Below are 25,333 nucleotides of genomic sequence, written 5' to 3' on the forward strand. Positions count from 1 at the left end.
GATTCAGTACACATTTGACGGGGCAGTTCAATGATAGAATCTTAATAGTGATTAAGAGTGAGGTGTTGTTCAATGGAGCTGAGCGAGATGTCGGCCAGAGAGGTTCTAAAGGCCTTTTTCGAAAGCTATAGGAATCAGGATTCAGAGTCATTAAGAGCACTTTGCAGTAAGGAAATCACCTATATAAATCCTGAAGGACTTGTCAGCGAAGGCATTGACGAATTCCTTGATCTTCTGAAAAAGGAATTCGATTCATTTGGAGTTCTTTTCGAGCCGATATCTTGGGAAGTTACCGTCGAAAAACCTTCACTCTGTTCTATTTCTTGGAAAAGAGGTATTAAATTTGCAAGGAAAGCTGCCTTCAGAAGAGTGGAGATTTTTGGCTCGGCTTTTCTTATGAAGGCTGACAGTGGATGGCAGTTGCTGCATTTTCAACAGGCAATTGCAGGCTCCTTCGCTAAGCTTTTTAGGGTCAAGAAGTGAGCATGGCTTCTCTTGCAGATCATACATGTTTTCATGAGGTCTTAATGCTTAACTGATGATGTAGAATATTGATACGGTACTACGAACCGACTGAACAGATCTGCCCGGCAATTAACGTCATTTTCAGGAGGACAAATCTGTGGATAACACTAAGAAAGCCTGGCTCGTAGTTTTCAGTGGTCTTGGAGTTAACCTTACGCTCGGCGTCCTCTATTCATGGGGAATTATTTCTGCCGCCCTGATAGACGACTTCAACTGGACAGCAACTCAGACTCAAATACCTTATATGTTGGCTTCTGCAGTCTTTGCCATTACCATGATTCCGGGAGGAAAACTGCAGGATAGATTTGGTCCTAGACCCGTTCTCTTTTTTTCCTCGATGCTTGCCGGTATAGGGTTCGTCTTTTCCGGGTTGAATCTTACGGTAGCCGGTTTGACCATTTTCTTTGGACTTGTATTTGGATTGGCAATGGGTTTCGGTTATTCATCACCAACGCCGGCAGCCGTGAAGTGGTTCCATTCAGATCACAGAGGGCTAGTCTCGGGGATCGTAGTGAGTGGCTTCGGGTTGGCTCCAGTATATATCGCGCCCCTTACTTCTGGCCTTATAGAGCTGTTTGGCCTTCCTATAGCTCTGATGATCCTGGGTTTTCTCTTCTTCCTTATTGTGTTTACTCTCTCATTCTTTATCTCCAACCCTTCCGATGGTTTCGAGAAGGTGAAACTGAAGAAGAAATCGAGAAGAGTTCACAGACTTGCAACAAAGGATTACAAACTGACTGAGATGATAAGAACATCTCAGTTCTATATGTTGTGGACCATGTTTTTCTTTGGTACATTTGCTGGGTTGCTTATTATTGGCCAGATGTCTAAGATCGGACTCGAGCAGGCATCTATAAGTAACGGTTTTCTGCTTGTGGTAGTATATGCGATTTTTAATTTCATTGGTCGCGTAACGTGGGGAACGATATCGGATTTCATCGGTAGAACTGCCACACTATTCACGATGTTCGCTATCCAGGCCGTAATATACTTCTTGTTCAGCTCGCTCAGAAACCCTCTTGCGCTTTTGATAGGTAAGAGTATAGTCGGATTTACTTTCGGTGGGATGCTTGCCATCTTCCCCGTGATAACGGCAGATTTCTATGGTGTCAAGAACCTGGGAGTGAATTATGGTGTCATGATAACTGCCTGGGGGGTCGGCGGTGTTGTCGGACCTTTGCTGGGAGGAGTTGCTCGAGATGTTACTGGTGGATATGAGATAAGCTATATTGTGTCAGCTGTTCTAAGCGTTGCGGGGGCGTTGCTCAGTTTGATTGTGAAACACCCCGAGGCTGTATACAACAAAGCAGAATCAGGGGGAGCTTAATGTCAAGACGTATAGAAACACTTGAGAAGATAAGAAAGACCCTGGCAGTATTGTCGGACGACGTTCAATGGAAGCTGGAGGATATTGTTCTTTCAGTGGGCGATCTAATAGATGAAGAGAAGAAGGTATCCATTGATACTCTGAGAAAGTTGGGATCTATGAATTCCAACAGAATAAGCTTGCTTCTTATGTACTTGGAAGCCGTAGAAGAGAGAAACGCTCTTCTTAAGCAAAGAGTTGAAGAGCTTTGGGATGTTGAAGATGAAGAACTCGAGGGTGTTCTTGAAGACCTTGAAAGTTTTTTCGGAGTCGATGGAGATAGAAAGGGTGAGCCTCATGGAGAAGGCTAGAGACTCTTTTCTATGTATTTCATTAGGGTTTCAAGTTCTTCTATCTTCTCATCGGCATTTCCTGAATCGATGGCTTCTCTTATGCATGTTTCGATGTGTTTGTTGACAACGGTTGTGTTTGCCTTTTTGAGAAGAGAGATAACTGCCAGAAGCTGTGTCGAAATATCTATGCAATATCGCTCTTCTTCTATCATTTTTACGATACCGTCTATTTGACCCCTTGCTGTCCTGAGAATCTTCAACGCTCCGCTGTGTTTGTGATGAGAGTGATTATCCATCTTCTCTTTCGATTCCCTTTAACGTATAGCCGGCATCTTCGACGGCTTCTTTCAATAAGCTGTCGTCTATCTCTTTTGTAGTGCTAATCGTTGCCACTCCGGTTCCAAGATCAACTTCTACATCCTTGACTCCTTCCAAAGCCTTCAATGAATTTTCTACCCTCATCTTGCAGTGGTTGCAGCTCATTCCTTCAATTGTCAGTCTCATTTTCTTCCTCCCTTTCAGATCTTGATTCTCTTCAATCTCAATGCGTTGGTTACCACACTCACGCTGGAAAATGCCATCGCCGCTCCGGCTACCATTGGATTAAGCCTTATTCCGGCAATTCCGTAGAAGAGACCGGCTGCCAAAGGTATGCCGATTACATTGTAGAAGAACGCCCAGAAAAGATTCTGTTTAATGTTCTTTATGGTCTCTTTCGATAACTTTATCGCTCTGGGAATATTGTCTAGATTGTCGCTCATAAGTACCACATCTGCAGTCTCAATAGCTATGTCCGTTCCAGAACCAACGGCAATTCCGATATGAGCCTCCGCAAGAGCCGGAGAATCATTTATCCCATCGCCTACCATCATCACTGTCTTACCTTCCCTCTTTAGATCGGAAACCTTTTTGGCTTTGTCTTCGGGCATCACTTCCGATATTACATTCTCAATTCCAACTTGGTTAGCAATTGCCATTGCAGTCCTGGAGTTGTCACCAGTCATCATGTAAGTATCTATTCCCATTTTCTTCAGTGACTTAATCGCATCCATAGAATCCTCTCTTACAACATCGGCGATACCAAGCACTGCTGCCGCTCTACCTTCTATGGAGACAACAACGGGTGTCTTGCCCTCGGTGGATAACTCATCGACAAGCTTTTTTTCTTCTGGTGTCAGAGAAATAAAACGATGGTTTCCCATCTTGACTTCCTGCCCAGAGACTCTCGCCAGAATTCCTTTGCCAGAATAAGCCTCAAATGAAGAAACATCCAGGAGAGGACCACTATATGCACCTGAGATAGCTACATCGAGCGGGTGGGAACTCTTTGAAGCAATACTGGCCGATATTTGCATCACACCTTCTCTTCCGTGCTTCCCAAATGTATGCACATCTACTAGCCTGGGCCTTCCTTCCGTTATCGTTCCCGTCTTGTCGAAAACTACGGCTCCAATCTTGTGAGTAATTTCAAGGGCTTCTCCGTTTCGGAAGAGAATTCCCATTTCGGCTCCCCTACCGGTACCCACCATTATTGCGGTAGGCGTGGCAAGTCCGAGTGCGCAGGGACAGGCTATTACAAGCACCGCTATCATCATGGACATTGAGAAGACAAAGCCATATCCAAGCGTCATCCAAACAGCGAAAGTAACTGCGGCGATTACTAGAACGAATGGGACGAAATAACCGCTGACAATATCGGCCATTCTAGCTATCGGAGCCTTTGATGACTGTGCGTCCTCGACGAGTTTGATTATTCTCGAAAGTACTGTGTCACTTCCAACGACAGTTGCTCTCATCTCGAATACTCCATTGATATTCGTAGTGCCGCCAATTACTTTCGAACTCTCTGAGATATCTACGGGAATCGATTCCCCGGTAATCACTGATTGATCTACTGAGCTAGTACCATTCAAGACTTTTCCATCCACGGGGATTCTCATACCAGGTTTGACAAGAAGAACGTCTCCAACCTCTATCTCTTCAATCGCTACTTCTTCGAAGCCGGCCTTCCCTTTCAAAAGAGCCGTTTCGGGAGAAAGCTTCATAAGTTTCATTATGGCATCGGAAGTTCTTCCCCTTGAAAGATTCTCAAGATACTTGCCGAGAGATATTAGAGCGATAATCACTCCGGCCGATTCAAAGTACAAATCTCCAACGTAGCTGTGTCTGCCGAGGGCTATTTGAACCGTAGCAAAGATTCCGTAAGAGAATGCCGCTCCCGTCCCTAGACCCACTAGAGTGTCCATATTTGGGCTTCCTCTGAAGAGATTTGGTATTCCCTTAAAATAGAAATCTCTACCCGCAACTACTATCGGAATCGTTAGAACTAGCTGAACTATAGCGAAGTTAAAGGGATTGAGATGGGGGTCGATGATTGCCGGAAGCGAAAGGCCTATCATATGGCCCATGGCGATTATCAACAACGGCAGAGCAAAGGCCGCAGAAAATATGAACTTCCTCTTGTAGGATGCTATTGCGGCTTCTTTTTTCAGTCGGCTCTCTTCGAATGCTTCAGTGACGAGGTTGCCTGGCCTGTATCCGGCTTTTTCAACTACTTTTTTTACCTCTCCGATTTTCAAGATATCTGGATCGTACTTAAAAGAAACGGTGTCCGAAGATAGATTGACACTGACATTCTCAACTCCGTGCAGCCTTCCGATTGCTTTTTCTACGGCCGCACTGCAGGAAGCGCATGTCATTCCATCAATTTCCATTACGGCCTTCCTGAAAACCGGAATTTCTTTGAGACTGTAACCTGCCCGCTTTACTGCCTCAAATACTCTGTCTTTATCGACTTCCCGAGACACTTCGAATGTAAGACGTTCCGTAGCGAGATTAACTACCGGCCTCTCCACTCCTTCGATTTTAGAGACAGCTCTTTCCACAGCTCTCACACATGCCGCGCAGGTCATGCCTTCTACAATATATTCTTCAGCCATACAAAACCCTCCAAAACTGGTCTTGCCTACAAAGATTTCTGTGAATACCTCCCCGGGGGGAGGTATATGACTATAATACTATAAATGTTGTCGGATTTCAAGGAATTGGCAGTTTATGAAACCGGGAGAGTTGCCTTTAAGTCCGGACAGGGAAGAAGCGTACTAAATAAACCTTAGAAAAGAAGCTTCCCTAATTGGGAAAGCGCTTTTGGACCCATCAATTTGGATTCATTTTCAAATTTTCTCAATGGTTGGTAGCTGGTGATCACTTTTCTAGAGCTTTCACCAATTCTCTACAGAAGTCAGGAATGTCCCTGACTACCCTACCCCAAACGAGATTACGATCTGTGAATGCGGGTTCGTCTACCCAGTTTGCACCGGCATTTAAGAGATCATCCTTTATTCCTTCACTTCCTACTGCTTTCGAACCCCTCACAATTCCTGCCGATATTCCAACGAGACCGGCATGGCATATCATTCCGATAATGCTCCCTCTTTCATAGGCATCCTTAACAAGACTCTTCACCTCTTCGAATCGTCTAAGCTTGTCGGGAGCCCACCCTCCGGGAATCAAAATTCCATCCGTTTCCGAGAGGTCTATCGATTTGAAGTCTGAATCCGAGAAGGCTTCAAGCCCGCTCTTGCCAAGAAAGAGAATGCCCTTCTCTCTACCAGCAATGACCACCTCTGCACCTTCTTCTCGAAGCCGCATCACCGGTACCCAGAATTCGAGATCTTCAAAACCGTCTTCGACAAGAACGGCAATCTTCTTACCTTCTAATCTCATAATTGTCCACCCCTTTCTAAAGAGTTATCAAAAACCACTCCAGAGTAGCATCGATGATCTCCAGCACTTTATCCTTTCTTTCGAAAAGGTCGAATATGTGACCGGAATCCTGTTGAAGCAGTCTGTCTACACCTTTGTGGTACATTGTGAAGAGATTTGAGACTTCCGGTTGGGGAAAGACCAGGTCGTCCTTCGATCCAGAAACAACCAGTAGAGGGCCATCGTAGGAAACGATTTCGGCAACGGGATTTATCAGAAACAGCTCATCAAAGAATTCCTTTCTGAGAACAGTTGTTCCACCCCAGGAGATCCCTGCTGTGATTTCTTCGAATGGATCTGCGTTAATGGCTCTATCAACGGAATCATTACCGAGAAGTGCCGAATATGTGTGAACGGGTATTGCGACTGCCGACCAGAGGGCAACACTCTTGACTCTGGAATCGCGAGCTGCGAGACAGGCTGCGACGAGACCGCCCTGGCTGAGACCGATTACGCCGATTCTTCGGCTGTCTACATCTTCCACTGACGAAAGAAAGTCAATCGAAGTTATCGCATCGGATATCTGTTTCGTGAAGGTAGTGTCTTTCCATTCGCCATTACTGGTTCCTGAGCCCCTGAAGTCAAACCTCAAAGATGCAAGGCCCTTTTCGGCGAAAAGCCTTGCGGTCATTTCGTAGAGAGATTCTTCAGAATCGTACACAAGAAGATCATTCATATGTCCCAGAAATCCATGAAGTAGCACGATAACTGGTACAGGGCATTCTGAAGACTCTGGACGTGTCAGAACACCGTTTATTCTCTCTCCCTCGATGATGAAGTGGACTTCGCTTTCCGTGACGATATGATGTGAGTCTATGAAAGCGGCGAAACAGCTCATCGACAGTGAAATCATAAACATGATTAACAACGCTCTAGGCAGTGACTGTTTCTTCACATATTCACCCCCGTGACAGAACAGTGATTACTCTAATATTCTACACTTTTGATTAAGTCGATGCTCTAAACCCGACCTGAAGAATAAGCTTCTCAACATCCACTACTGGAAATCTGAGCGCGTGGCTCGCTGTATTCACCAGTTCCTTCATGCTAAAATAAACAAATAGAAGGTGAGATAGTGGCCAGAACTGAAATCGATGCCCAGATTCTCTTGGGTGACCTCGAAAGTATTCTTCAATATCGCCTCAAAAGGAGAGACAAAGAGCGGATCTTCGACGCCTATGAGTTTGCACGCTTTCATCATCAGGAACAGATGAGGGACTCCGGAGAACCGTTTATCAGCCATCCGATAGAAGTTGCGAAGATTCTTGCTCAGTTCTCGGCAGATAACGATACGATTGTCGCTGGCATACTCCATGATATTGTTGAAGACTGCAATGTGCCACTTTCAGAAATTGAGGAAAAGTATGGCGAAACAGTGGCCCTTATTGTTGACGGCGTAACCAAGATAAGCAACCTGAAACTCAACGAAAAGCTTGAATCAAAGATCGTCAAGTCGAGAATGAAGGTAGAGACTCTGCGTAAAATGCTCCTCGCGCTTTCCGAAGACCCGAGAATAATAATCGTTAAACTTGCAGACAGACTGCATAATATGAGAACACTTGATTTCCTGAAAGATCCCGAAAAGAAACGCGATAAGGCAAGGGAGACTATACAGATCTATGCTCCCATTGCTCACAGAATAGGTATGCACAAAATTCAGGCTGAGCTTGAAGATCTTTCTTTCAAGTATGAGTATCCCGAAGAGTTCAAAGAATTGAAGTTCAAAGTCAATAGAAAGCTCAAAGAACGCCAGGACATAATGGACGAGTACAAGGAGATTGTACTTCGGGAGCTCAGAAAGAATAGAATATCCGCGTTGATTGAAGGCAGAGTGAAACATCTATACAGTATATGGCAGAAAATGATAAAGAAGAATAGATCTTTTGACGAAGTATTCGATTTAATTGCCCTCAGAATTATTACTGGAGATGAAGTGAATTGTTACAAAATACTCGGGGCAGTGCACTCTCTTTGGCCACCGATGCCCGGTAGATTCAAGGACTACATTGCTGCTCCAAAATCGAACGGCTATAAATCTCTCCATACAACTTTAATTACTCACAGGGGTGAACCTCTCGAGATTCAGATAAGAAGCGAAAGGATGCACAAGGAGGCCGAATACGGAGTTGCCTCTCACTGGGTTTATAAGGAAGGCATCGACGTAAAAGATAGAAGCTGGTTCACGCAGCTTGTTGACTGGCAGAAGGATTTCATCGAAAGCTTCAAGGACATGGAATCGATTTCTAGAGAACTAGAGGTTGAGGAGGTATTCGTCTTTACACCAAAAGGTGAGGTTGTTCATCTTCCAAAAGGAGCGACACCAATAGATTTCGCTTATGCTATCCATACTGAAGTTGGTCATCATTACGCAGGCGCGAAGGTAAATGATCGACTCGTTCCCGTCAACTATGAATTGCAGCTTGGAGACAGGGTAGAGGTAATAGTGAACAAATCGAGCGAAGGTCCAAGCCTTGATTGGTTGAAATACGTTCGGGCAAATTCAACTAAGGCCAAGATAAAAAGATTCTTCAAGAACGAATACTCCGCGAAACTGGTGGAACGAGGCAAGGAGATATTCAGAAAGATAAGCAAACGTCTTGCCGTTTCGATGGATGACCTCATTGAGGGAGAACAAATAAAGGCCCTTATGAACAGGTTGGGTGCGCACAACGAAAACGACCTTTTCAGTAAGCTCGGAGATGGATCGATAACAATGGGAGAGGTTCTCAGTATTCTTGCCCCCAAAGAGGAAGAGGTCGAGACTCTTCCCGAAGAGACTGAATTGATCAAGCAGAAACAGGCAAAGGGAAATGAAGTGACAGTCGGAGGCGAGACGGGTATTGCCGTCTATTTTGCAAAGTGCTGTACGCCGCTCCCTGGAGATGACATAATTGCAGTGATGAGTAGTAGGGGAATTTCGATTCATAATCGAAACTGTCGGAATTTGAAAGACATTAGCGAGGATAAGCTGGTGGAGGCGCATTGGAATATCGTTACTGGAGGGAAATTCAGCGCCTGGATAGTAGTAGAATTTGACGGTACAGACAAAACCCTGATTCACAAATTCCTTGAAAGACTTGAAAACAAAAATGCAAAAGTAATGAAGTACTCCGTTGAAGCAGGAAGATGGGGATATGATACACTGATTGCGAATATCCTGGTAAAAGACGTTGCCCACCTTACTTCAGTAATGGAGAGTCTCAGGGGCATGAAGGGTGTTCAGAACGTCAAGAGATTTGGAGGGGTAGCGTGAGGGCTGTAGTTCAAAGAGTTAATAGAGCAAGTGTGTTAGTAGATGGTAAAGTTACAGGAAAGATAGATAAGGGGCTTCTGGTGTTGGTCGGTGTTGGCAGGGAGGATAGCAGGAAAGACGTGGAATGGTTGGTAGATAAGACTCTGAACCTGCGTATCTTCGAAGACGGAAGCGGGAAAATGAATCTTTCACTAATAGATGTTTCGGGAGCACTTCTTGCGATTTCGCAGTTCACAATTATGGGAGATGCTAGAAAGGGTCGACGACCCTCTTTTACTGATGCCGCTGAGCCAGAGGTAGCCATAGATCTCTTCAACGATTTTCTCCAGACTGCGTCTAAGACTGTGAAAGTTGAGACAGGGGTCTTCCAGGCACACATGAATGTGGAACTTGTTAATAGTGGCCCCGTGACGATCTTACTGGATTCAAAGAGAGTATTTTAGGAGGTGTTCTTGTGAAAAGATCCTTGAAATTTCTTCTTATCGTGATTATGGTATCGGCGGTCGGGGCAATTGTAGTCTCTGAAAGCGGTGCGGGACCATCTGAGCCTGCAAAAATCGCATTTGCCGATATGCAGAAAGTTCTTGAAGCTACAAAAGATTGGGTAACTTTGAACACTGATTATCAGAAAGACACAGAGTTTTATCAGGGTCAGCTTGATAGTCTGAGCAAGGAGTATCAAGATCTGGCAAATTCCGGAGCAGGACAAGATGCGCTTCTGCAGAAACAGCAGGAGATTCTTGCCAAGAAGAGTCAGTACGAACAGACACTGGAAACTACTTACAATGCAAAGCTGCAGGTCATAATGGAGCAGGTTAACAAGCGAATTAGAGATTACGCGACATTCATCGGGATCGACATGGTTATCTCTAGTGAGATAGTCGTTTATGGTTCTGCTGCATATGATATTACCGACGCAATAATTGAGTACATGAAAGGTTTTCAGAATTGAGTGATCCTTCTTATCTGAAGTGCGAGCATCTTGACAAGCGCTATGGAAGAAGAAGAGTACTGAAAGATGTCTCATTGGAGGCATCTTCTCTTGAGGTAGTCGGTCTCCTGGGGCCAAATGGGGCCGGGAAAACAACTGCCTTCAAGTCGATTCTTGGAATCGTTATTCCTAACTCAGGTAGTATCTTTCTTGATGATGAAAATATAACGCATCTCCCGATTCATGAAAGGTCAAGGAGAGGAATCGCTTACCTCCCACAAGAGACGTCGATTTTCAGAGGTCTAACTGTAGTTGAGAATCTGACAATGGTTATGAGGCTCACGGGTCAGGAAGACAATTGCTATGAAAAGGCAAGCGAGATTCTTGACGAGTTCGGGATTCTTTCGCTGAAAGATCAGGTCGCTTCTCTTATATCGGGAGGAGAAAAGAGGAGACTGGAATTTGCAAGGACAATGACTCTTTCCCCTTCATTTATACTGTTGGACGAACCTTTCGTTGGAATTGATCCGATGACTGTAAAGGATATTCAGAAGATGATTAGAAAGTTGAAGAACAGAGGGATTGGAGTTATTGTAACAGATCACGATGTTTCTTCAATAGCTAAGGTTGTCGACAGGCTTTACGTTCTGTACAAGGGAGAAGTGATCTCCTCAGGTGACCCGGAGGCCGTGCTCGCAGATAGTCAGGTTGTAGAGAAATATCTGGGAAGTGACGAATGATGCTTCACGTAGCAGTTATTGGATATTCGGGTTCTATAAACAACAGCCCTGTAAAGGAGCTTCGAAGTATTTGTGAAGAAGTCGGAAAGTTGCTTGCCAGACAAGGGCATGTTGTCATGACCGGTGGAAGAGATGGAGTGATGGAATTTGTTTCGAGAGCAGTCTCTATTGAAGGGGGCCGAGTAGTCGGAGTTCTCCCTTCCGGCGATGAAGGCAACAATCACAATGAGGTTAGAATTCGAACCGGAATGGATTTTGCTTTGAGATCATTGATACTCACAAAGTCTGCCGATGTAGTAATATCTATTGGGGGTCAGGCCGGGACACTACTCGAGATTATTTCTTCGTACTCATACGGACGCCCAGTGATTCTTATGGAGAATACAGGCGGTTGGACCGACAGGATCAGATCGGTACTTGTAGATGATAAGTATCTGGACGAGAGAAAGACAGTCGAAATAAGAGTGGCAGGTTGTATTGAAGATCTTGAGAGGTTTCTCGAGGAGGCTGACAATGGTAAGGTGTAGATTTGCGCCAAGTCCTACCGGCAATCTTCACGTTGGTGGTGTGAGGACGGCGCTATTTAACTGGTTATTTGCGAAGAATCAAAATGGAAGTTTCGTGCTGAGAATAGAAGATACCGATACTGAGCGTTCTGAGAAGATATTTGAAGATCAGATTCTCACCTCAATGAAGTGGTGCGGTCTCGACTGGTCGGAAGGGCCGGACATTGGCGGGGACTTCGGACCCTATAGGCAGAGTGAGAGAGTAGAACTTGGCTTCTACGACAAATATGCTCAAGAGCTTATTGAAAGAGGGCACGCGTACTGTGCTGTCTATTCGAAATCCGATCAGGAAAATGTTCTGCGGACCTTGACTGAGATCCCACAATTAGCAGACGATGAGGTCTATACCGTCAAGTTCAAGATTCCGGGAGGCAAGACGCAGTTTTCCGATCTTTCAAAGGGTGAGATGACCTTTGAGAATGAGAACTTCTCTGACTTCATAATAATTAAATCCAATGGATTTCCTACCTACAATTTTGCGGTGGTCATCGATGATCACATGATGGATATCACACACGTTTTCAGAGGGGAAGATCATCTTACAAACACTCCTAGACAGATAATGATATACAGAGCTCTCAACTGGGAACCGCCAACTTTTATGCACATACCGCTGATTCTTGGGAGTGACAGAGCTCCTCTTTCAAAGAGGCATGGTCACACGAGTGTAGATCATTTCAGAAGGGAAGGTTATCTCAGCGTAGGATTAATGAACTATCTAGCCCTTCTCGGATGGACAGTGGATCAGGAAATCTTCGACTACCATGAAAAAGTCAGAGATTTCATTCCTTCCGATATCTCTAATAAGGGTGTAGTCTTCGATTACGAAAAGCTGGAATGGATCAATGGAAAACACTTGAGATTGCTCGAACCCGAAGAGCTGATCGTGCAGTTTGGACTGTGGCTGAAGTTTACAGGAAGATTTGACTACTATGCCAGTATCGAAGCCGATCAGTTTTACTCAAGAGAAGTCCTCACAATGTCCAGAGAAAAGATTAACACTCTTGAACAATTATTCGATTTCTCGGCTCCCTTTTTCAGCAATGAAGTCGATTATCAAGAGGACTACGTTGTCAAATATTTGCACAATGAATGGAGCAAGGACCTAATATCTGCAGCAATCAGAAAGTTTGAAGACGCATCTGATTGGTCTGTTGAGGCTGTCGAAAAGACCGTAAGAGAACTTGCAGAAGAAAAGATCACGTCAAAGAAGAATACTTTCCAGACTCTACGAGGGGGGGTAACGGGCAGACTCGTGACTCCAGGACTTTTCGAGACGATTTCGGTGCTTGGTCGAGATAGAGTTTTGGAGAGATTGGAGAGTCTGCTCGAAATGATAGAGTATGAAGAAGGGAATCTCTCTGATTGAGATGGTCGTCTCTCTTGCTGTATCAGCGTTGCTGCTAATATCCATTTTCAAGATAGTGAATTTGTCACTGGCGATGTCATTCAGCATAGTGAAAGAAACAAAGGCTTACACGGCTCTGTCCAGAACCTTCGATATTCTAGAGAGGGACCTCTCCCGTTCAACCGGAAACTTCTCCTGGGGAGTTTCCTTCATCAGTTTTGACGCGATTATTGAAGGTGAATATAAGAGAATTAGGTATTACGTTTCCGGTAACAGAATAATGAGAAGATCCGGAAATTCATATAACACGGTGACTGAATTTCAGAAGTCAGCCGGCTTTTTTGAAGAAGAAGAGATAGTTAGATTCATTATTGATGAAAGAGAAATCCTGATTGGGATTGAAGGTGGATAAAATGAATCCAAAAGAAATAAGAAAGATGCTTCATGCAATTGAAGAAGAGATTTCCTCAAGGGCCGAAATGAATCTGAAAGATATGCTGGATTCACCTTCGGCATATGTTAGGGCCAGGGCTGTGAAGTCCGCCTCCGATAGAGAGATGAAGATAGAGAATATCGAATCCTTTCTAGAAGATCCGTCTCCTGAAGTAAGGAAAAATGCTGTTGCTTCGATGGCAAAAGCCGGTGAAAGTCGCGACACTATACTCAAAGCCTTAGACGATCCCTCAGACCTGGTTCGTAGTATAACGGTTAAAGAGCTGACTGAGTTTGGTTATGAAGATGAGGATCTTGCGAGAAGAATTGCCGCAGATCCTTCAAAGAAGGTTAGAAAAACTTTTGTAATAGCTCTTGCAGAAGCTGGGGAGAGAGAACTTCTCAAAGAGTTTGCGGAGGATCCCAGCAATGATATTCGAGGGATTCTGGCTGCCTTCAATGGAGAACTCGAACTGAAAGAAGAGGAGCTCTCTTCACTATCTAGAAAATTTCAGAAAATTGCTTTGCTTTCAAAACTGGGCCAGCGGAATTCGGGTACTGCTGAGAGAATGCTTGCACTTCTAAAGGACTTTCGTGCCGCCAATATTAAGCGAACCCTGGTCGAGGTTTTTGAGTCTTTCCCTGAAGAGATTTCGCTTCCCGCACTAAGAAAGCTCATCGAATCCGAGGATAGAACCGTTGCGATAGCTGCTCTGAAGACCTATAGAAAGATCAAAGGATATGATGTTTCTCTACTGCAGGCTGCGGAAAGGTTTATGGATTCGGAAGATGAAGAGATGAGGTTCGTTGGTGCTCAATATGTCAAGGGTTTGGTTGAGCCTTCCGCAGTTGAGATTCTCCATGCTGGACTGGAGGACCCCTCTGACAGAGTGAGAGCGGTGTGTATGGAGGCTTTGGCTAATCTCATGGATCATTCAATTGAGGACGTGATCGACGAGTCGCTCAGGTCGACATCATCGAAGCTAAAGAAAGCATCGTTGAGAGCAATAAAAAAACTCAAGACCATAGATATGGGAGACCATGTTGGAAGGATTCTTTCTAACAGAAAAGAGGAGCTTCAGACAAGAATACTTGCTTCTTCAGTAGCAGGCCTTCTTAAACTGGACGGTCTTCTCCCGCATCTTGAGGGAATAGTATTGGATGCTTCCAACGAAAGCCGCCTCAGGATAGCTTCTGCCCGGGCCATGGCAAGAATCAATCCTTCTCGTTTAGCAGATCTTTTCGGCTTCACAGTATGATGGCACTCAAAATTGAAAGGACCGTTACTACCAGAAGAATCGAGTCGTTTGAAGACCAGCTCTTTTCCCTAAGGCTAGTTAACTTTTGTCCGGGTTTGTAGCCCCTAATCTGAAGGGCGACTGCAGTATCCTGAGCCTTTTTTAGCGATGTCGTAATTACCGGGATCACTACTGATAGCGAGTTTTTCACTTTTGAAGTAATGCTTCCTCTGTCAAAATCAACGCCTCTCGCCTTCTGTGCCATGATTATCCGGTTTGTTTGAAGAGAAATCAGTGGGATGAAAGTAAGTGTCAACGAAAGCGCCATCCCAAGTTCAGAAGACCGTTTCCTGCTGGCAGGGAACTTGCTGACAATCTCTTCCACAGAAAAAGAGATCTCAAGGGGAGATGTCGTGAGTGAGAGAACTATACTGAAAAGCACGGCAAGAATCATTCTCCCCGAAAGCAAAACAGAGTTAATTAAACCTTCTTCCGTAATTCTCAACACTTTTAGGTCCAGCAGGACTTTTCCGTGAGAGAAAAGGATCTGAAAGACCACGATCAACAGGATCAACAATCTTATTCCCCGAAGTGCCTTCATATACTCCCTGAAAGGAACTGCCGAAAGTCCGGAGAGAATTATCCAAAGTGATAAGAAGACTGTGAAATCTCCAAACCCGCTCAGAAAAAGAGAGCCGACCGCAAGCGAAACAAAGGATATGGTCTTTGCTACTGGTGACAATTTGTGAATAACCGAATCAACCGGAACGAAACGCCCAAGTGGAATTCCTACCAAACAGCTCTCTCCCTATAACGAACAAAGCTAGTCGGTGTTTCCCACACCGCCACTTCATAAAGCTCGTATTGGTTCCCCTCAACCCTGGAAGCCAGGCGTTTGAATATCCACTCAGCGATGTTCTCTGCGGTCGGCTGAGGTATAACATCATTTATGTATGCATGATCGAGTAAGTTCAAAACCTCCGATTTGACCAAATCTTTTAGCTGCAAAAAATCAACGACCATATCCTCTTGATTCTTCTCTCCTGCAACTGTTATCTGTAGCTTATAAGTGTGGCCGTGAAGTTTCTCACACTTTCCGTGATAACTTGTCAGATTATGAGCCGCATCAAATGTGAATTCCTTAGTTAGGAAGAACATTGGTCCCTATCACCTTCCTTTCTCACAAACAATATAGACCTTCTTATGCAACTATCATATCCTATTCTCACTTGTCAGAAACACCAAAGCTTAAGAAATATCTATTGTTTGTCTGGGCTATCAAATTGAGAAATCCTATTAATGGTGGCTGACATCGGCGTTTCACCCCACCACTATGAAGGAATAAGAAAAGGCACAGTAGATTCCGAAATCAGACGCGGGTTAGAACGGCAGTCAATGGGGAACAGATGACGCGAGCATAGGATTTCTAAAAGAGATGCCATAAATTGTGAACCAACAAACCACTTGGCGAGCCTTATCCGAGGTTATATAACTGCCATGTCAACATAGAAACGTTTGATCACCGTCTAACTGATTGCTATTATTGCAATGAAATAGGTTCATCGAACTGGGTGGTGGATTGGTCACGGATAGCTATTAGACGAGAAAAAGGAGCAATTAGAAGAATAGAGAGCGAGAGTTGAAACCCCAGAGTATTGAGCGTTCCAACCTTATGGAAATTGATTGGGTATTCTCTGGAATAAGCTCTCTGATTCTTCTGATTTTTGACTTGAAGACATAAAAAAAGGGCCTCTTTTGAGACCCGAAGTCATCTTTCTTTCCGTGGGGGAAAAGGGGGGTTGCTTGTATATCGCGATTCTACTGGTGTAATTAATCTATAGAGCTAAGAAATTTCCGTATCTTGCAGAAGCCGATCTCGCCTTGTCGATTTCTTTTTGAACGTCTTTTCCTGTTCTTGGTGATCTCTTCTTCATAATCGACTCCTCCTTTTGTTTTCGTTCGATTCATCTCTTACACTCAGATCATAACACTGTGTTTGATGGTTGTCAAACTATCCTTGTTAAGGGGCGATGAACTTCTAACAATATATCAATTAAGTCGGACCTGATTCTCTTGTCCTGTACATAGAGTATCGATGATGAAAACTATTAACTGTATAGAAGGTTGAATGAAGAGGGTTTCACGGTGGCGAGTGAACAGATAAAGGTGGTTCAATGTATCTCTAACAGTATCTATGCTATAATTCAATACAAGTCGAACTGGAGAGGTGTATTCCTTGAAGATCATACCGGGATACGTTGAACTTGTAGAGATTCTAATGGCATGTGGGTTTGCAGATAGAAAGAGTTATTTTAATGCTGTGTCTCATGATCTTGGATTGGATTTCGAGCCTGGAAGAGAACTTGGGGAATTCCTTGATCGGGTCAACAGTAGCGAAAACTGGTCGATAAGGATGGCGGTCGATGTCTTCTCTGAGATTAAAGACAGCGTCATCTTCTTCTGCGATTTTCCGGATGAACCTGGGCGAGAGATACCCCTTGAGGATTCTATCGAAAGTCTTGCAAATAATTTTGAAGATAGAGCCAGCTGCGTTGTTGCTAGTATAATGTTGAACAATCTAAATCTCTCTCAAGAGGACGCTAACAAGACACTTCAGGGAGACCTGAGCATTGTCTCCGAGGCTGTTGAAAAGGCAGAAGATCTTTCAGAAAACACAACGTGGTTTATCACCCAATTGATAAAGTTTCCAAGACAGTCAAAGGAAATCCTTCTCTTCGCGCTGGGCGAACTGAAGAAATACTATGATCAATCTGGCTTAAGAAAAAGGAATCGTGACAAGGTTGTTGAAAGGCTGAAAATATTCAAAGCCGAGGAGTATGAGGAAGTAGCAGAGGATTTTCTTGAATTCTACGGAATTAAGGCAAGGGAGGACCTACCCCTTCACTTGCTTTTTCAGAATACTCTGAAGTATTCGGGACTCAAGTTTTCTAGCGTATGCAATATCCAGCTCATAGTTTTCAGTGAGCACTTTAAGCAAATTGGAGAGATTATGAATCCCGTAATAACTGACAACACCCTCAGACTGTTTCTAAGAAATCTATCAGATCAGACAAAAATGCAGATCTTGAAAGCCATATCCGAAGATTCGAAATATGTGGATGAGCTGGCCAAGCTTGTTGGCCTGTCAAAAGCGACTATTTCATACCATCTGTCAACGTTAGCAGAACTCGCACTCGTCACTAGCCGTAAAGACCACCGACGTGTGTATTTCTCATTGAATAAAGAGCGTCTCGAAAAGATACTCAGAAGGCTTGAGATGCTTTACGATGAAGGTGAAAGTTGATGGAGATGATAACCGGCTATTTCGAAATATACGACTTAACAATGGCCATTCAGTTTTCGCTTAACACAGGCCCTGTCGAGAAAGTGCTTAAGACATTGGGAGTAGACTACGAACCTGCTACCCAGCTAATGGAATTCCGGGAACTGCTGCTGAAGGACGTAGAATGGTCTACAAGAATGTACACAACCTTTATGAACGAGCTAGGTGTAATGGCTCCAATTCTCTTTCCGATAAGGCAGAAACTTCAGGACGGAATGATTGTAAAGATTGAGGAGAGCTTGAACGTAAAGGATGAAGGACTTGAGTTAATAAAGGATCGCTTCATTCAGGTCTTTGCTGATAGAAGGCTAAAGATTTCTCACCATGATCTGAAAAAAATGATACTTGAGGAACCTCAGAAGGTTTCGAAGGCGGTTGAGGTAATCGGTGGCACAAGTGCAGATACGATATGGTTCATCAATCAATTACTTTTCTTTCCAAAGACCGCAATGGATTTTCTTTCTTCTAACACACTTAGAATTCTTGATTACTATGAACGTAGCGGGTTGAGAGAGTTGAATATGGATCTTGTTAAAGGTTACATAGAGAGCAATTCACCGCAGAAAGTCAAAGACGCTTTTTTGAACTTCCTCGACTACTACGGCATTACTCTTAATGAGAGCAAGCCTCTATACATAACGCTTCAAAATTCAGTGCCTCACACAAACTCTGGTCTGATGACTTATCCAACCTTTCACCTCTTAATAATGGGTCTTGAAGAGGTTACAGAAGACTTTTCAGGGAGAATTCCAGAAGAAGTTAGGTTAAGAAGCCTTTTGAAAGTGTTGTCAGATGAGACGAGATTCAAGATTCTGAAGAGGCTGAGCAAGGAGCCAGCCCTGCAAAAAGATCTGGTTGAATTCACTGGTCTGGCCAAGTCAACGATTTCTTACCATATGGGGCTTCTTTTCAAATCATCGTTGATCGATATAGACCCATTTAGTAGCATAATCTGTGTGCGAAGAGAGACCATAGGCAGGGCAGTAGCAGACATTAGAAATCTGTTGAACGTAAAGGAGAAGAAATGATTAGAGCAACAATATTCGATATGGATGGAGTGATTATCGATTCGGAGAAGATCTATAGAAAAGCTTGCACGCAGCTTGTAAATGAGCTTGGTGGAAAAATCAGCGTCGAGTTGTTTGAGAGACAGATGGGTCTAAAGATGACTGAAACCCAGAAAGTTGTTGTCCAGACTGCGGGGCTTGAAATTGAACCTGAAGAGTTCGGCAGGAGATACATGGAAAGATATTTGAAACTCGCCAGAGAGTCATTGGTCCCTAATCCCGGATTAGTGAACCTTCTTGATTTCCTTTCGGAAAAGGTAGGGCTGGCTATAGCATCGTCTACAGAGAAAGCGGCAGTTGAGGAACTCATGAAGAAGATTGGTGTGCTAGACTACTTCGAAATAATTGTGGGTGGCGATGAAGTGGATGAATCAAAGCCCTCACCTATGATCTATCTTAGAGCCTCGGAGCTCCTGGGAGTTAATCCTGAAGAGTGCATAGTCATTGAAGACTCGCCAAATGGTATAAAGAGTGGTATTGGGGCTGGAATGGAAGTGCTTGGAGTTAGACACGGAGAGAACGTTCACCTTGATCTGTCAGCTTCAAGTCATGTATTTGATGATCTCTACGGAGTCAAGAAGTACCTTGAAACGCTTCTGAACGGCAAGGCTTAATCGAAAAGAATACCTTCCAACCGCTTCAGATTCCTTATCTCAACTGTACTTCTGTCAGGCATAGAAATGATTCCGTCTCTCTGTAACTCAGAGAAATTTCTGGATACTACCTCTCTTGTTGATCCCATGAGGTTTGCTAGCGTCTTTTTTGAGCATGGAAGCTTAAAGATATGAGTTTCCTTCTCCAGAGATAGTTCCAGCAGATAACTGGCGATCTTCTTCTTTACGGTTGCCAGTGAAAGCATCTCAATGATACCCGAAAGGTTTAGAGTCTTTTCAGAAATGCTTCTCAGATACGATAGCAGAAAACGCTGGTTTTTGAAGGAGCTTAGAAGTACTTCCTTCGGGATATTAAGAATCTCCGAGTCTTCTTCCGACACTACGTGTGAAGCATATCTTCTTCCAGCAAATACGAGAGCTTCGCCAAACACCTCTCCTTTCTCAAGGTGTTTGATGATCTGTTCCTGGCCAGAAGGAAGTAGCTTCGATATCCTCAATTTGCCTTTGAGAACTATGCTAAGCGAATCGCATCTGTCTTCTGGCGTATAGATGATTTGATTGCTCAGATAAGTTATTGTCCGTGAACCCGAAAGTATTTCTTCTCTTTCCTGAAAAGTCAGATCTCTGAAGAAATCAACAGAATGCAGCATCTATTCACCAACTCTGTACCAGTATTGGTATTCCTCATGAAAACCAATCTTCGAATAAAGGGATATGGCACTTATATTCGGTTCATCGACTTGAAGATAAGCGATCTTTGCGCCTCTTTTCCTCCCAACTTCCAGGAGCTTTTCAGTCATTTCTCTTCCATATCCTTTTCGCCTTTCGGTCTCTCTCACAGCTATTCCAAATAGCCCCAAAAAAGCACTTTGGATTACGGCAAAACCGCAACCGACAAATTCTCTTTTCTTTTTCAGAAGCACAAACGTGCTTTTTGGAGGGAGCAATGTTAACAGTCTTTTTGCCAATACTTGATTTTCTCTTGCCCTTCTATTGAGTGAGAAAAATAGTTCAAGCCATCTGTCTTCTGGACTGGAAAGGACATCCAGATCGGAAAGATCACAAGGCTGACCAGCAATTATCTTTGTCATTACAAGAGCCCGATCCTTTTCTTCAAATCCTAGTTCTCCTAGTACATTATCGAGACAAGCTGGTTTTGAATCTGATGTGAGTTTGAACATCGGAGGCAGCCCTCTTGAATTATAGAAATTCTTAACCTCTTCAATCTTGCAGTTCAACGCTTCGAAAGTCTCATATAGTGGATACACTGAGTTTGCCCTATTTGTATATCCGCCTGCGCATCTTATTATCCAGCCATCTCTAAACCTAGAATCAATCGCGGGCCACGAATTAAGAGAAATCTCTTCAAACATTCGAATTCTCGACATAGTGCCTCCGATCTGTATTTTTCCTTACTGAATTCCCCAATTGAACCATTTGAATTACTTGGATGGTTCAAGTGGCGAAAACCTCCATCTTTCCTCTTGATAGACGTTTTCAAGTAGCTCTCATCAGCATCATACTACAACTCACTATGAAGTTTTCACAATAAGAGCTGTAAAAGGTGCGAATTGATTGCAGAAAGGCAATCGTCTTCCGGGAATTCAACCTTTGTTGCCCCTTTGTGTCTAGACTTGACGAATTGACAGTCAATTTGTCTGACTCACTTTAGATTCCCAAGCGACTTTCCCTCAACAAGTTCAATTCTTCAGTCTTTCTTTTCAAGAAATCTACTGACACTTTCGACAATTGGTTCAATTGCCTTCCTGCTGGTGAAATCAACCGCAATCCTGTATGCTGCAAGCATACCCTTCTCATCATCGGTTAGTTCTTCTCCTCGTTTCTTCTTAGCCTCCAGTTTCATCTTCAACATGGACATAAGGATCTTGTCTCTGAGCTTCAACTTCTTGAAGTCAAAACCTCCCCTCAGATGATAGAATTCCACGAAGCTAGCCATTTCTAGGGAAAAATTCTTCGTCTTGATATCTTCAATTACTTCGGGCTTTGCCGGAGACGCACCGACAGAGAAGACGATCACTTTTTTATTCTTGAGAGTCTCTATGCTCTTTCTAATTCTTGGCAGTCCAATGATGCCTGTGGCGTATAACGATCCCCCATAGACAATAACGTCGTAATTATGGAGATTATCAGGATTGAAGTCATCAACGTTAAAAATTTCTGCTCCAACTTCTTCGGCAATCCAGGTTGCATACTTTTTTGAATTTCCATACTTGGTCTTGTATAGCACAACTACTTCTGACACATTATTCCTCCCTTATGACTTGCATAGATATGCCTATTAATTTTAGCAGTAGATTTCACTGTTGGCTCATCAATGCAAATCTCAAACTGATTCCCCGAACTTCAGACTCCGAGGAGGGCTTCATTCTAACAGTTATCGCTTGGAAACTTGTTATCTAGAGGATTCTAATGTAGAATTGAGACGCTTACCTTACTAAGGAGGCTTGCGATGATTCGAAAATTCATAGCCTACTATCGGCCACATCTAAGGCTATTCATACTTGATATGGCTTGTGCTTTCATGATTGCGGGAATTGATCTGGTATTTCCCAGGTTCACTACATTAGCGCTCGATAACTATATACCTTCCGGGAATATGAGAGGGATTGTCATTATCGCAGTAGTTATGGCGCTGCTCTTTGTTCTGAGAGCCGTTTTCAACTATGTGGTCAACTATTGGGGTCATGTTGTGGGGGTAAGAATGGAATACAACATGAGGAAGGATATCTTTTCTCATCTTCAAACGTTGTCCTTTAGCTATTTTGACAAAGTCAGAACCGGAAAGATTATGTCTAGGATAGTGAACGATCTGCGAGAAATTACGGAACTTGCGCACCATGGTCCTGAGGATCTCTTCATTTCGACTGTTACTTTGGTTGGAGCTTTCTTGATCTTAATGCAGAATGACTGGAGGTTAACTCTAGTTGTTTTTGCCTATATTCCTTTCATGATCTGGTATGGCGTCAAGAAGAGACAAAAGATGGCAAAGGCATTCAGATTAGTGAGGAAGAAAATAGCCAACGTCAACGCACAGCTCGAAAACAGCATTTCAGGAATTAGAGTAGCTCAGTCATTTACCAATGAGGAGTTCGAAAAAAACAAGTTCGATCTTGGGAACCAGGAGTTCAAAGAATCAAGGCAGTTCGCTTTCAAATCGATGGCAGAAATGACTACCGGTATAGATCTGATGATGAACATGCTCAAAGTAACTGTTCTTGCATTTGGAGGTTACCTGACTTATTCTGGTGAGATAACTGTTGGAGGTTTTGTTGCCTACTTTCTCTACGTTGATCTTTTTCTGCAGCCGATAAGGAGACTTATGCAATTTGCACAGCAATATGAAGACGGCATGTCTGGTTTTGAGAGGTTCGTGGAGATAATGGAGACTAAGTCCAGCATCACTGATTCTCCCGATGCGATTGAGTTAACCGATGCCAAGGGAGATATCAGAGTAGAAGAAGTATCTTTTGCATATGAGGGCGGAGTGAACGTCCTTTCCAATATTAGCCTCCATATTCCTGCAGGAAAAATGGTCGCTCTTGTCGGACCTTCAGGAGGAGGAAAGACAACGCTTTGTCACCTGATTCCAAGGTTCTATGATGTCACGAGCGGAAAGATTACTATAGATGGAACAGACATTCGTGATGTTACTCTGAATTCGTTGAGGAGCCAAATTGGGATTGTTCAGCAAGACGTTTTTCTATTCGCAGGAAGTATTCGGGATAATATTGCTTATGGTAAGGGCGACGCATCAGATGAAGAAATAATTGAAGCAGCCAAAAGAGCAAACATCCATGATTTCATTCTGAGCCTAGAACACGGATACGATTCATATGTCGGCGAAAGAGGCGTTATGCTTTCCGGAGGACAAAAACAGAGAATTTCGATTGCCCGAGTGTTCTTGAAGAATCCGCCCCTTCTAATCCTTGATGAAGCTACTTCTGCACTGGACAATGAGACTGAACTTAAGATACAGGAATCTCTTGAAGCTCTCTCGAAGGGACGCACGACCCTTGTAATTGCCCACAGACTTTCGACTATAAAGAATGCCGACGAGATAGTTGTGATAACCAGCGAAGGGATAATCGAAAGAGGTAGCCACGATGAACTTCTTAAGAAGGGCGGACACTATGCAAGACTTTACAGAGCGCAATTTAAGGGCTATATACCCGATATGTGATCGCTTCTTCCCATATTCGAGTATCTGTCGGGTAGACTGAGTGCAGTTGAGACAGATTCTTCGAGGAGTCTTTTCGTGATATTTCTAAACGAATTGCGAAGAAAGTTCTCTCGGCGACTTCTCACCTTTTCAGCTGATCCGAGGTAGCAAGATGCATACGACTTGACAGTGCTGATGGGTAGAGTCTTCCTTCTAGAAGTGATTCGAAGAGTTGTAGTCAATGCACCGTTTCCCGCTAACTAGAACTCCCGGTTTGGAGAAATTGCTTTTCACCACCTCGGCAATTATGGCTTCCAGATTGTCCATTAAGGTTTATTTGTTATACTTGGATGCAGCCGGAGTTCCTTGGAGGGATGCCTATGGATATTGAAAGGGAGTTTCTTTTCAGATGGTATGAACGGCAGCTGCTGGTTGAGGGAGTGACAAGATCTTTCCTTCTGCGACTGTCAGAGGAGACATTCGGCGGACTCTCGGGTAAGATGGAAGAGATGGTAGCGGAATTGTTGATAAGGAGCGGTCTTTCCGGTATTACTAGAGATTTTCCAAGACAAAGAATCCTTCCGTTTTACTCACCTTTGATCTACAGGCAGAAAGAGACTATGGAGTTCAGAGATGGAGATGAAATAAGAATTTCGGAAGATGATGGGAAGAAAATCGTAAGCTTTCCACATACTCTGCCGATAATATTTTCGCCGGTAATTGCCGGAATAGTTTTTTTCTGGTTTATGAATGAGGTTTCAAGTACAACTTCCGTCAAAGGGCTTCCGGTGAATCTCGAGAAAATCTCCCGAAAGGGAAGGGTAATGGTCGTTGGCGCTGGAGGATTAGGAAGTCCTTTAATAAAGACCTTGCTAGATAACGGTATCGATGATATTTGCATCATTGAACCCGGAAAGGTAAAGCTTAACAATTTGCACCGACAAATATTGTACGATTATGGAGATGTGGGTCTTTCAAAGGCCAGCGTTCTTGAGCGAAAGTTGTCTACTTACTATTGTGGGGTAAGGGCCAAGATCTATGAGAGAGAATTCGATCCGGTTTCTATCAAGTCGGAGAGGCCGGATATTGTTGTTAGCTGTGTTGACAATTTTGAGACGAGATATTTGATTAATGATGCTTGTTATCGTAATGGTATTCCTTTTGTCGATTCGGGAGTTGAAGGATCTAGCGGATATGTTATGTTAAGAGACAGAAGTACACCGTGCTACAGATGTTTCATGGGAGACAACAGGATAGACACAGAGGCTTCCAGAGGCATTCTGGCATTTACAACTTATTTTGGCGGGTTGCTAGAAGCGGCTTTGGTTACGAGTTACCTTAATAACAGAAATTACGAAGGCAAAATCTTCTGGTTCGATCTGAAAAAACACAGATTCGAAGAGATAACTGTTGAACGTAGGGAAGACTGTCCCGTTTGTTCGTTAGCGAAGAGGTGACTCTTTTGGAAGTTGTTTACGGAGACAAGAAGTGGAATTTCGATAGAGATCTGAGTTACGGTGAACTGATAAAGGAGACTCGACTTGGGCGGGTCTCCGTTCTGGTTATGGTGAATGGCCGACTGGTAAGGAAAGAGGAGATGATCCCGGTGAAGTCGAGAGTTCTAATAATCAGTGCTGCTAACGGAGGATAAATGGCGCATACCGACGCATAC

27 protein-coding genes are annotated in these 25,333 nt (G+C 43.7%); 17 read left to right on the forward strand and 10 right to left on the reverse strand.

The genetic code is table 11. The annotated features are described in order from the left end of the window. Nucleotides 1-72: 72 nt before the first annotated feature. The 3 genes from Y697_RS08060 (at nt 73) to Y697_RS08070 (ending at nt 2,202) form a co-directional block, all read left to right on the forward strand. Nucleotides 73-483 (forward strand): nuclear transport factor 2 family protein, encoded by a 411-nt coding sequence (locus tag Y697_RS08060; RefSeq protein WP_259462387.1) that lies wholly within the window; start codon nt 73-75, stop codon nt 481-483. 139 nt (nt 484-622) lie between these two features. Continuing rightward, the gene (locus Y697_RS08065) at nt 623-1,852 is read left to right on the forward strand and encodes an OFA family MFS transporter (RefSeq protein ID WP_121551122.1); all 1,230 of its coding nucleotides are present in this window, start codon (nt 623-625) and stop codon (nt 1,850-1,852) included. Continuing rightward, complete coding sequence (locus Y697_RS08070; RefSeq protein WP_121551123.1) at nt 1,852-2,202, forward strand: hypothetical protein; 351 nt, start codon at nt 1,852-1,854, stop codon at nt 2,200-2,202. Before Y697_RS08065 ends, Y697_RS08070 begins: the two co-directional genes overlap by 1 nt. Here Y697_RS08070 and Y697_RS08075 read toward each other — a convergent pair. The 5 genes from Y697_RS08075 to Y697_RS08095 all read right to left on the reverse strand — a co-directional run bounded on the left by Y697_RS08075 (nt 2,199) and on the right by Y697_RS08095 (nt 6,844). Beyond that, complete coding sequence (locus Y697_RS08075; RefSeq protein ID WP_121551124.1) at nt 2,199-2,480, reverse strand: metal-sensing transcriptional repressor; 282 nt, start codon at nt 2,478-2,480, stop codon at nt 2,199-2,201. The genes Y697_RS08070 and Y697_RS08075 overlap by 4 nt on opposite strands. Beyond that, nucleotides 2,473-2,688, reverse strand: coding sequence for a heavy-metal-associated domain-containing protein (locus Y697_RS08080; protein WP_121551125.1), 216 nt, complete (start codon nt 2,686-2,688; stop codon nt 2,473-2,475). Before Y697_RS08080 ends, Y697_RS08075 begins: the two co-directional genes overlap by 8 nt. A 14-nt stretch (nt 2,689-2,702) precedes the next feature. Continuing rightward, nucleotides 2,703-5,123, reverse strand: a complete 2,421-nt coding sequence (locus Y697_RS08085) for a heavy metal translocating P-type ATPase (RefSeq protein ID WP_121551126.1) — start codon at nt 5,121-5,123, stop codon at nt 2,703-2,705. Nucleotides 5,124-5,388: 265 nt separating this feature from the next. After that, nucleotides 5,389-5,910 (reverse strand): type 1 glutamine amidotransferase domain-containing protein, encoded by a 522-nt coding sequence (locus Y697_RS08090; protein ID WP_121551127.1) that lies wholly within the window; start codon nt 5,908-5,910, stop codon nt 5,389-5,391. Between the two features lie 16 nt (nt 5,911-5,926). Beyond that, nucleotides 5,927-6,844 carry an alpha/beta hydrolase gene (locus Y697_RS08095; RefSeq protein ID WP_121551128.1) on the reverse strand — a complete coding sequence of 306 codons (918 nt, stop codon included), beginning with the start codon at nt 6,842-6,844 and terminating at the stop codon, nt 5,927-5,929. 180 nt (nt 6,845-7,024) lie between these two features. On the opposite strand from Y697_RS08095, the gene Y697_RS08100 reads away from it, so the two are divergent. Genes Y697_RS08100 through Y697_RS08135 form a run of 8 tightly spaced genes read left to right on the forward strand, consistent with a single transcriptional unit; the run spans nt 7,025 to nt 14,478 of the window. Further along, nucleotides 7,025-9,202, forward strand: coding sequence for a bifunctional (p)ppGpp synthetase/guanosine-3',5'-bis(diphosphate) 3'-pyrophosphohydrolase (locus tag Y697_RS08100; protein ID WP_121551129.1), 2,178 nt, complete (start codon nt 7,025-7,027; stop codon nt 9,200-9,202). Next, nucleotides 9,199-9,645, forward strand: a complete 447-nt coding sequence (gene dtd, locus Y697_RS08105; protein ID WP_121551130.1) for a D-aminoacyl-tRNA deacylase — start codon at nt 9,199-9,201, stop codon at nt 9,643-9,645. The genes Y697_RS08100 and dtd overlap by 4 nt, the downstream gene beginning before the upstream one ends. A gap of 11 nt (nt 9,646-9,656) precedes the next feature. Further along, complete coding sequence (locus Y697_RS08110; protein ID WP_121551131.1) at nt 9,657-10,154, forward strand: OmpH family outer membrane protein; 498 nt, start codon at nt 9,657-9,659, stop codon at nt 10,152-10,154. Further along, nucleotides 10,151-10,873: an LPS export ABC transporter ATP-binding protein gene (lptB, locus tag Y697_RS08115; RefSeq protein WP_121551132.1), complete on the forward strand. Its 723-nt coding sequence runs from the start codon at nt 10,151-10,153 to the stop codon at nt 10,871-10,873. Before Y697_RS08110 ends, lptB begins: the two co-directional genes overlap by 4 nt. Further along, nucleotides 10,870-11,400: a TIGR00725 family protein gene (locus Y697_RS08120; RefSeq protein ID WP_121551133.1), complete on the forward strand. Its 531-nt coding sequence runs from the start codon at nt 10,870-10,872 to the stop codon at nt 11,398-11,400. The genes lptB and Y697_RS08120 overlap by 4 nt, the downstream gene beginning before the upstream one ends. Further along, nucleotides 11,387-12,808, forward strand: coding sequence for a glutamate--tRNA ligase (gene gltX, locus Y697_RS08125; RefSeq protein WP_121551134.1), 1,422 nt, complete (start codon nt 11,387-11,389; stop codon nt 12,806-12,808). Before Y697_RS08120 ends, gltX begins: the two co-directional genes overlap by 14 nt. Further along, the gene (locus tag Y697_RS08130; protein ID WP_121551135.1) at nt 12,783-13,199 is read left to right on the forward strand and encodes a type II secretion system protein J; all 417 of its coding nucleotides are present in this window, start codon (nt 12,783-12,785) and stop codon (nt 13,197-13,199) included. The genes gltX and Y697_RS08130 overlap by 26 nt, the downstream gene beginning before the upstream one ends. A gap of 1 nt (nt 13,200) precedes the next feature. After that, entirely contained in the window at nt 13,201-14,478 is a 1,278-nt protein-coding gene (locus Y697_RS08135; RefSeq protein ID WP_121551136.1) for a HEAT repeat domain-containing protein, read from the forward strand. Here Y697_RS08135 and Y697_RS08140 read toward each other — a convergent pair. Together Y697_RS08140 and queD are read right to left on the reverse strand one after the other, a co-directional pair. Then, nucleotides 14,468-15,253, reverse strand: a complete 786-nt coding sequence (locus Y697_RS08140) for an energy-coupling factor transporter transmembrane protein EcfT (protein ID WP_121551137.1) — start codon at nt 15,251-15,253, stop codon at nt 14,468-14,470. The two genes, Y697_RS08135 and Y697_RS08140, sit on opposite strands and share 11 nt — an antisense overlap. Then, the gene (queD, locus tag Y697_RS08145) at nt 15,247-15,615 is read right to left on the reverse strand and encodes a 6-carboxytetrahydropterin synthase QueD (RefSeq protein WP_121551138.1); all 369 of its coding nucleotides are present in this window, start codon (nt 15,613-15,615) and stop codon (nt 15,247-15,249) included. Before queD ends, Y697_RS08140 begins: the two co-directional genes overlap by 7 nt. Before the next feature lie 1,069 nt (nt 15,616-16,684). Here queD and Y697_RS08150 point away from each other — a divergent pair. The 3 genes from Y697_RS08150 to Y697_RS08160 are packed head-to-tail and all read left to right on the forward strand — an operon-like array spanning nt 16,685 to nt 19,481. Further along, nucleotides 16,685-17,761 (forward strand): helix-turn-helix transcriptional regulator, encoded by a 1,077-nt coding sequence (locus tag Y697_RS08150; protein ID WP_259462391.1) that lies wholly within the window; start codon nt 16,685-16,687, stop codon nt 17,759-17,761. Next, nucleotides 17,761-18,828 (forward strand): winged helix-turn-helix domain-containing protein, encoded by a 1,068-nt coding sequence (locus Y697_RS08155; RefSeq protein ID WP_121551140.1) that lies wholly within the window; start codon nt 17,761-17,763, stop codon nt 18,826-18,828. The genes Y697_RS08150 and Y697_RS08155 overlap by 1 nt, the downstream gene beginning before the upstream one ends. Further along, entirely contained in the window at nt 18,825-19,481 is a 657-nt protein-coding gene (locus Y697_RS08160; protein WP_121551141.1) for an HAD family phosphatase, read from the forward strand. The genes Y697_RS08155 and Y697_RS08160 overlap by 4 nt, the downstream gene beginning before the upstream one ends. On the opposite strand, the gene Y697_RS08165 is transcribed toward Y697_RS08160, so the two are convergent. The 3 genes from Y697_RS08165 to Y697_RS08175 all read right to left on the reverse strand — a co-directional run bounded on the left by Y697_RS08165 (nt 19,478) and on the right by Y697_RS08175 (nt 21,744). Then, a complete protein-coding gene (locus Y697_RS08165) occupies nt 19,478-20,131 on the reverse strand; it encodes a Crp/Fnr family transcriptional regulator (protein ID WP_121551142.1) in 654 nt (217 codons plus the stop codon). The two genes, Y697_RS08160 and Y697_RS08165, sit on opposite strands and share 4 nt — an antisense overlap. After that, entirely contained in the window at nt 20,132-20,869 is a 738-nt protein-coding gene (locus Y697_RS08170) for a GNAT family N-acetyltransferase (RefSeq protein ID WP_121551143.1), read from the reverse strand. It lies immediately after the preceding gene. Nucleotides 20,870-21,189: 320 nt separating this feature from the next. Next, nucleotides 21,190-21,744, reverse strand: a complete 555-nt coding sequence (locus tag Y697_RS08175) for a flavodoxin domain-containing protein (protein WP_121551144.1) — start codon at nt 21,742-21,744, stop codon at nt 21,190-21,192. A 207-nt stretch (nt 21,745-21,951) separates the two neighbouring features. Between Y697_RS08175 and Y697_RS08180 the strand changes: the two genes are divergently transcribed. The 3 genes from Y697_RS08180 to Y697_RS08190 all read left to right on the forward strand — a co-directional run bounded on the left by Y697_RS08180 (nt 21,952) and on the right by Y697_RS08190 (nt 25,312). Then, nucleotides 21,952-23,682 (forward strand): ABC transporter ATP-binding protein, encoded by a 1,731-nt coding sequence (locus Y697_RS08180; RefSeq protein ID WP_121551145.1) that lies wholly within the window; start codon nt 21,952-21,954, stop codon nt 23,680-23,682. 359 nt (nt 23,683-24,041) lie between these two features. Beyond that, complete coding sequence (locus Y697_RS08185; protein WP_121551146.1) at nt 24,042-25,118, forward strand: ThiF family adenylyltransferase; 1,077 nt, start codon at nt 24,042-24,044, stop codon at nt 25,116-25,118. A gap of 5 nt (nt 25,119-25,123) precedes the next feature. Beyond that, nucleotides 25,124-25,312 carry a hypothetical protein gene (locus tag Y697_RS08190; RefSeq protein ID WP_121551147.1) on the forward strand — a complete coding sequence of 63 codons (189 nt, stop codon included), beginning with the start codon at nt 25,124-25,126 and terminating at the stop codon, nt 25,310-25,312. Nucleotides 25,313-25,333 lie beyond the last annotated feature (21 nt).

Source organism: Mesotoga sp. BH458_6_3_2_1, assembly GCF_003664995.1.
Classification (GTDB): domain Bacteria; phylum Thermotogota; class Thermotogae; order Petrotogales; family Kosmotogaceae; genus Mesotoga.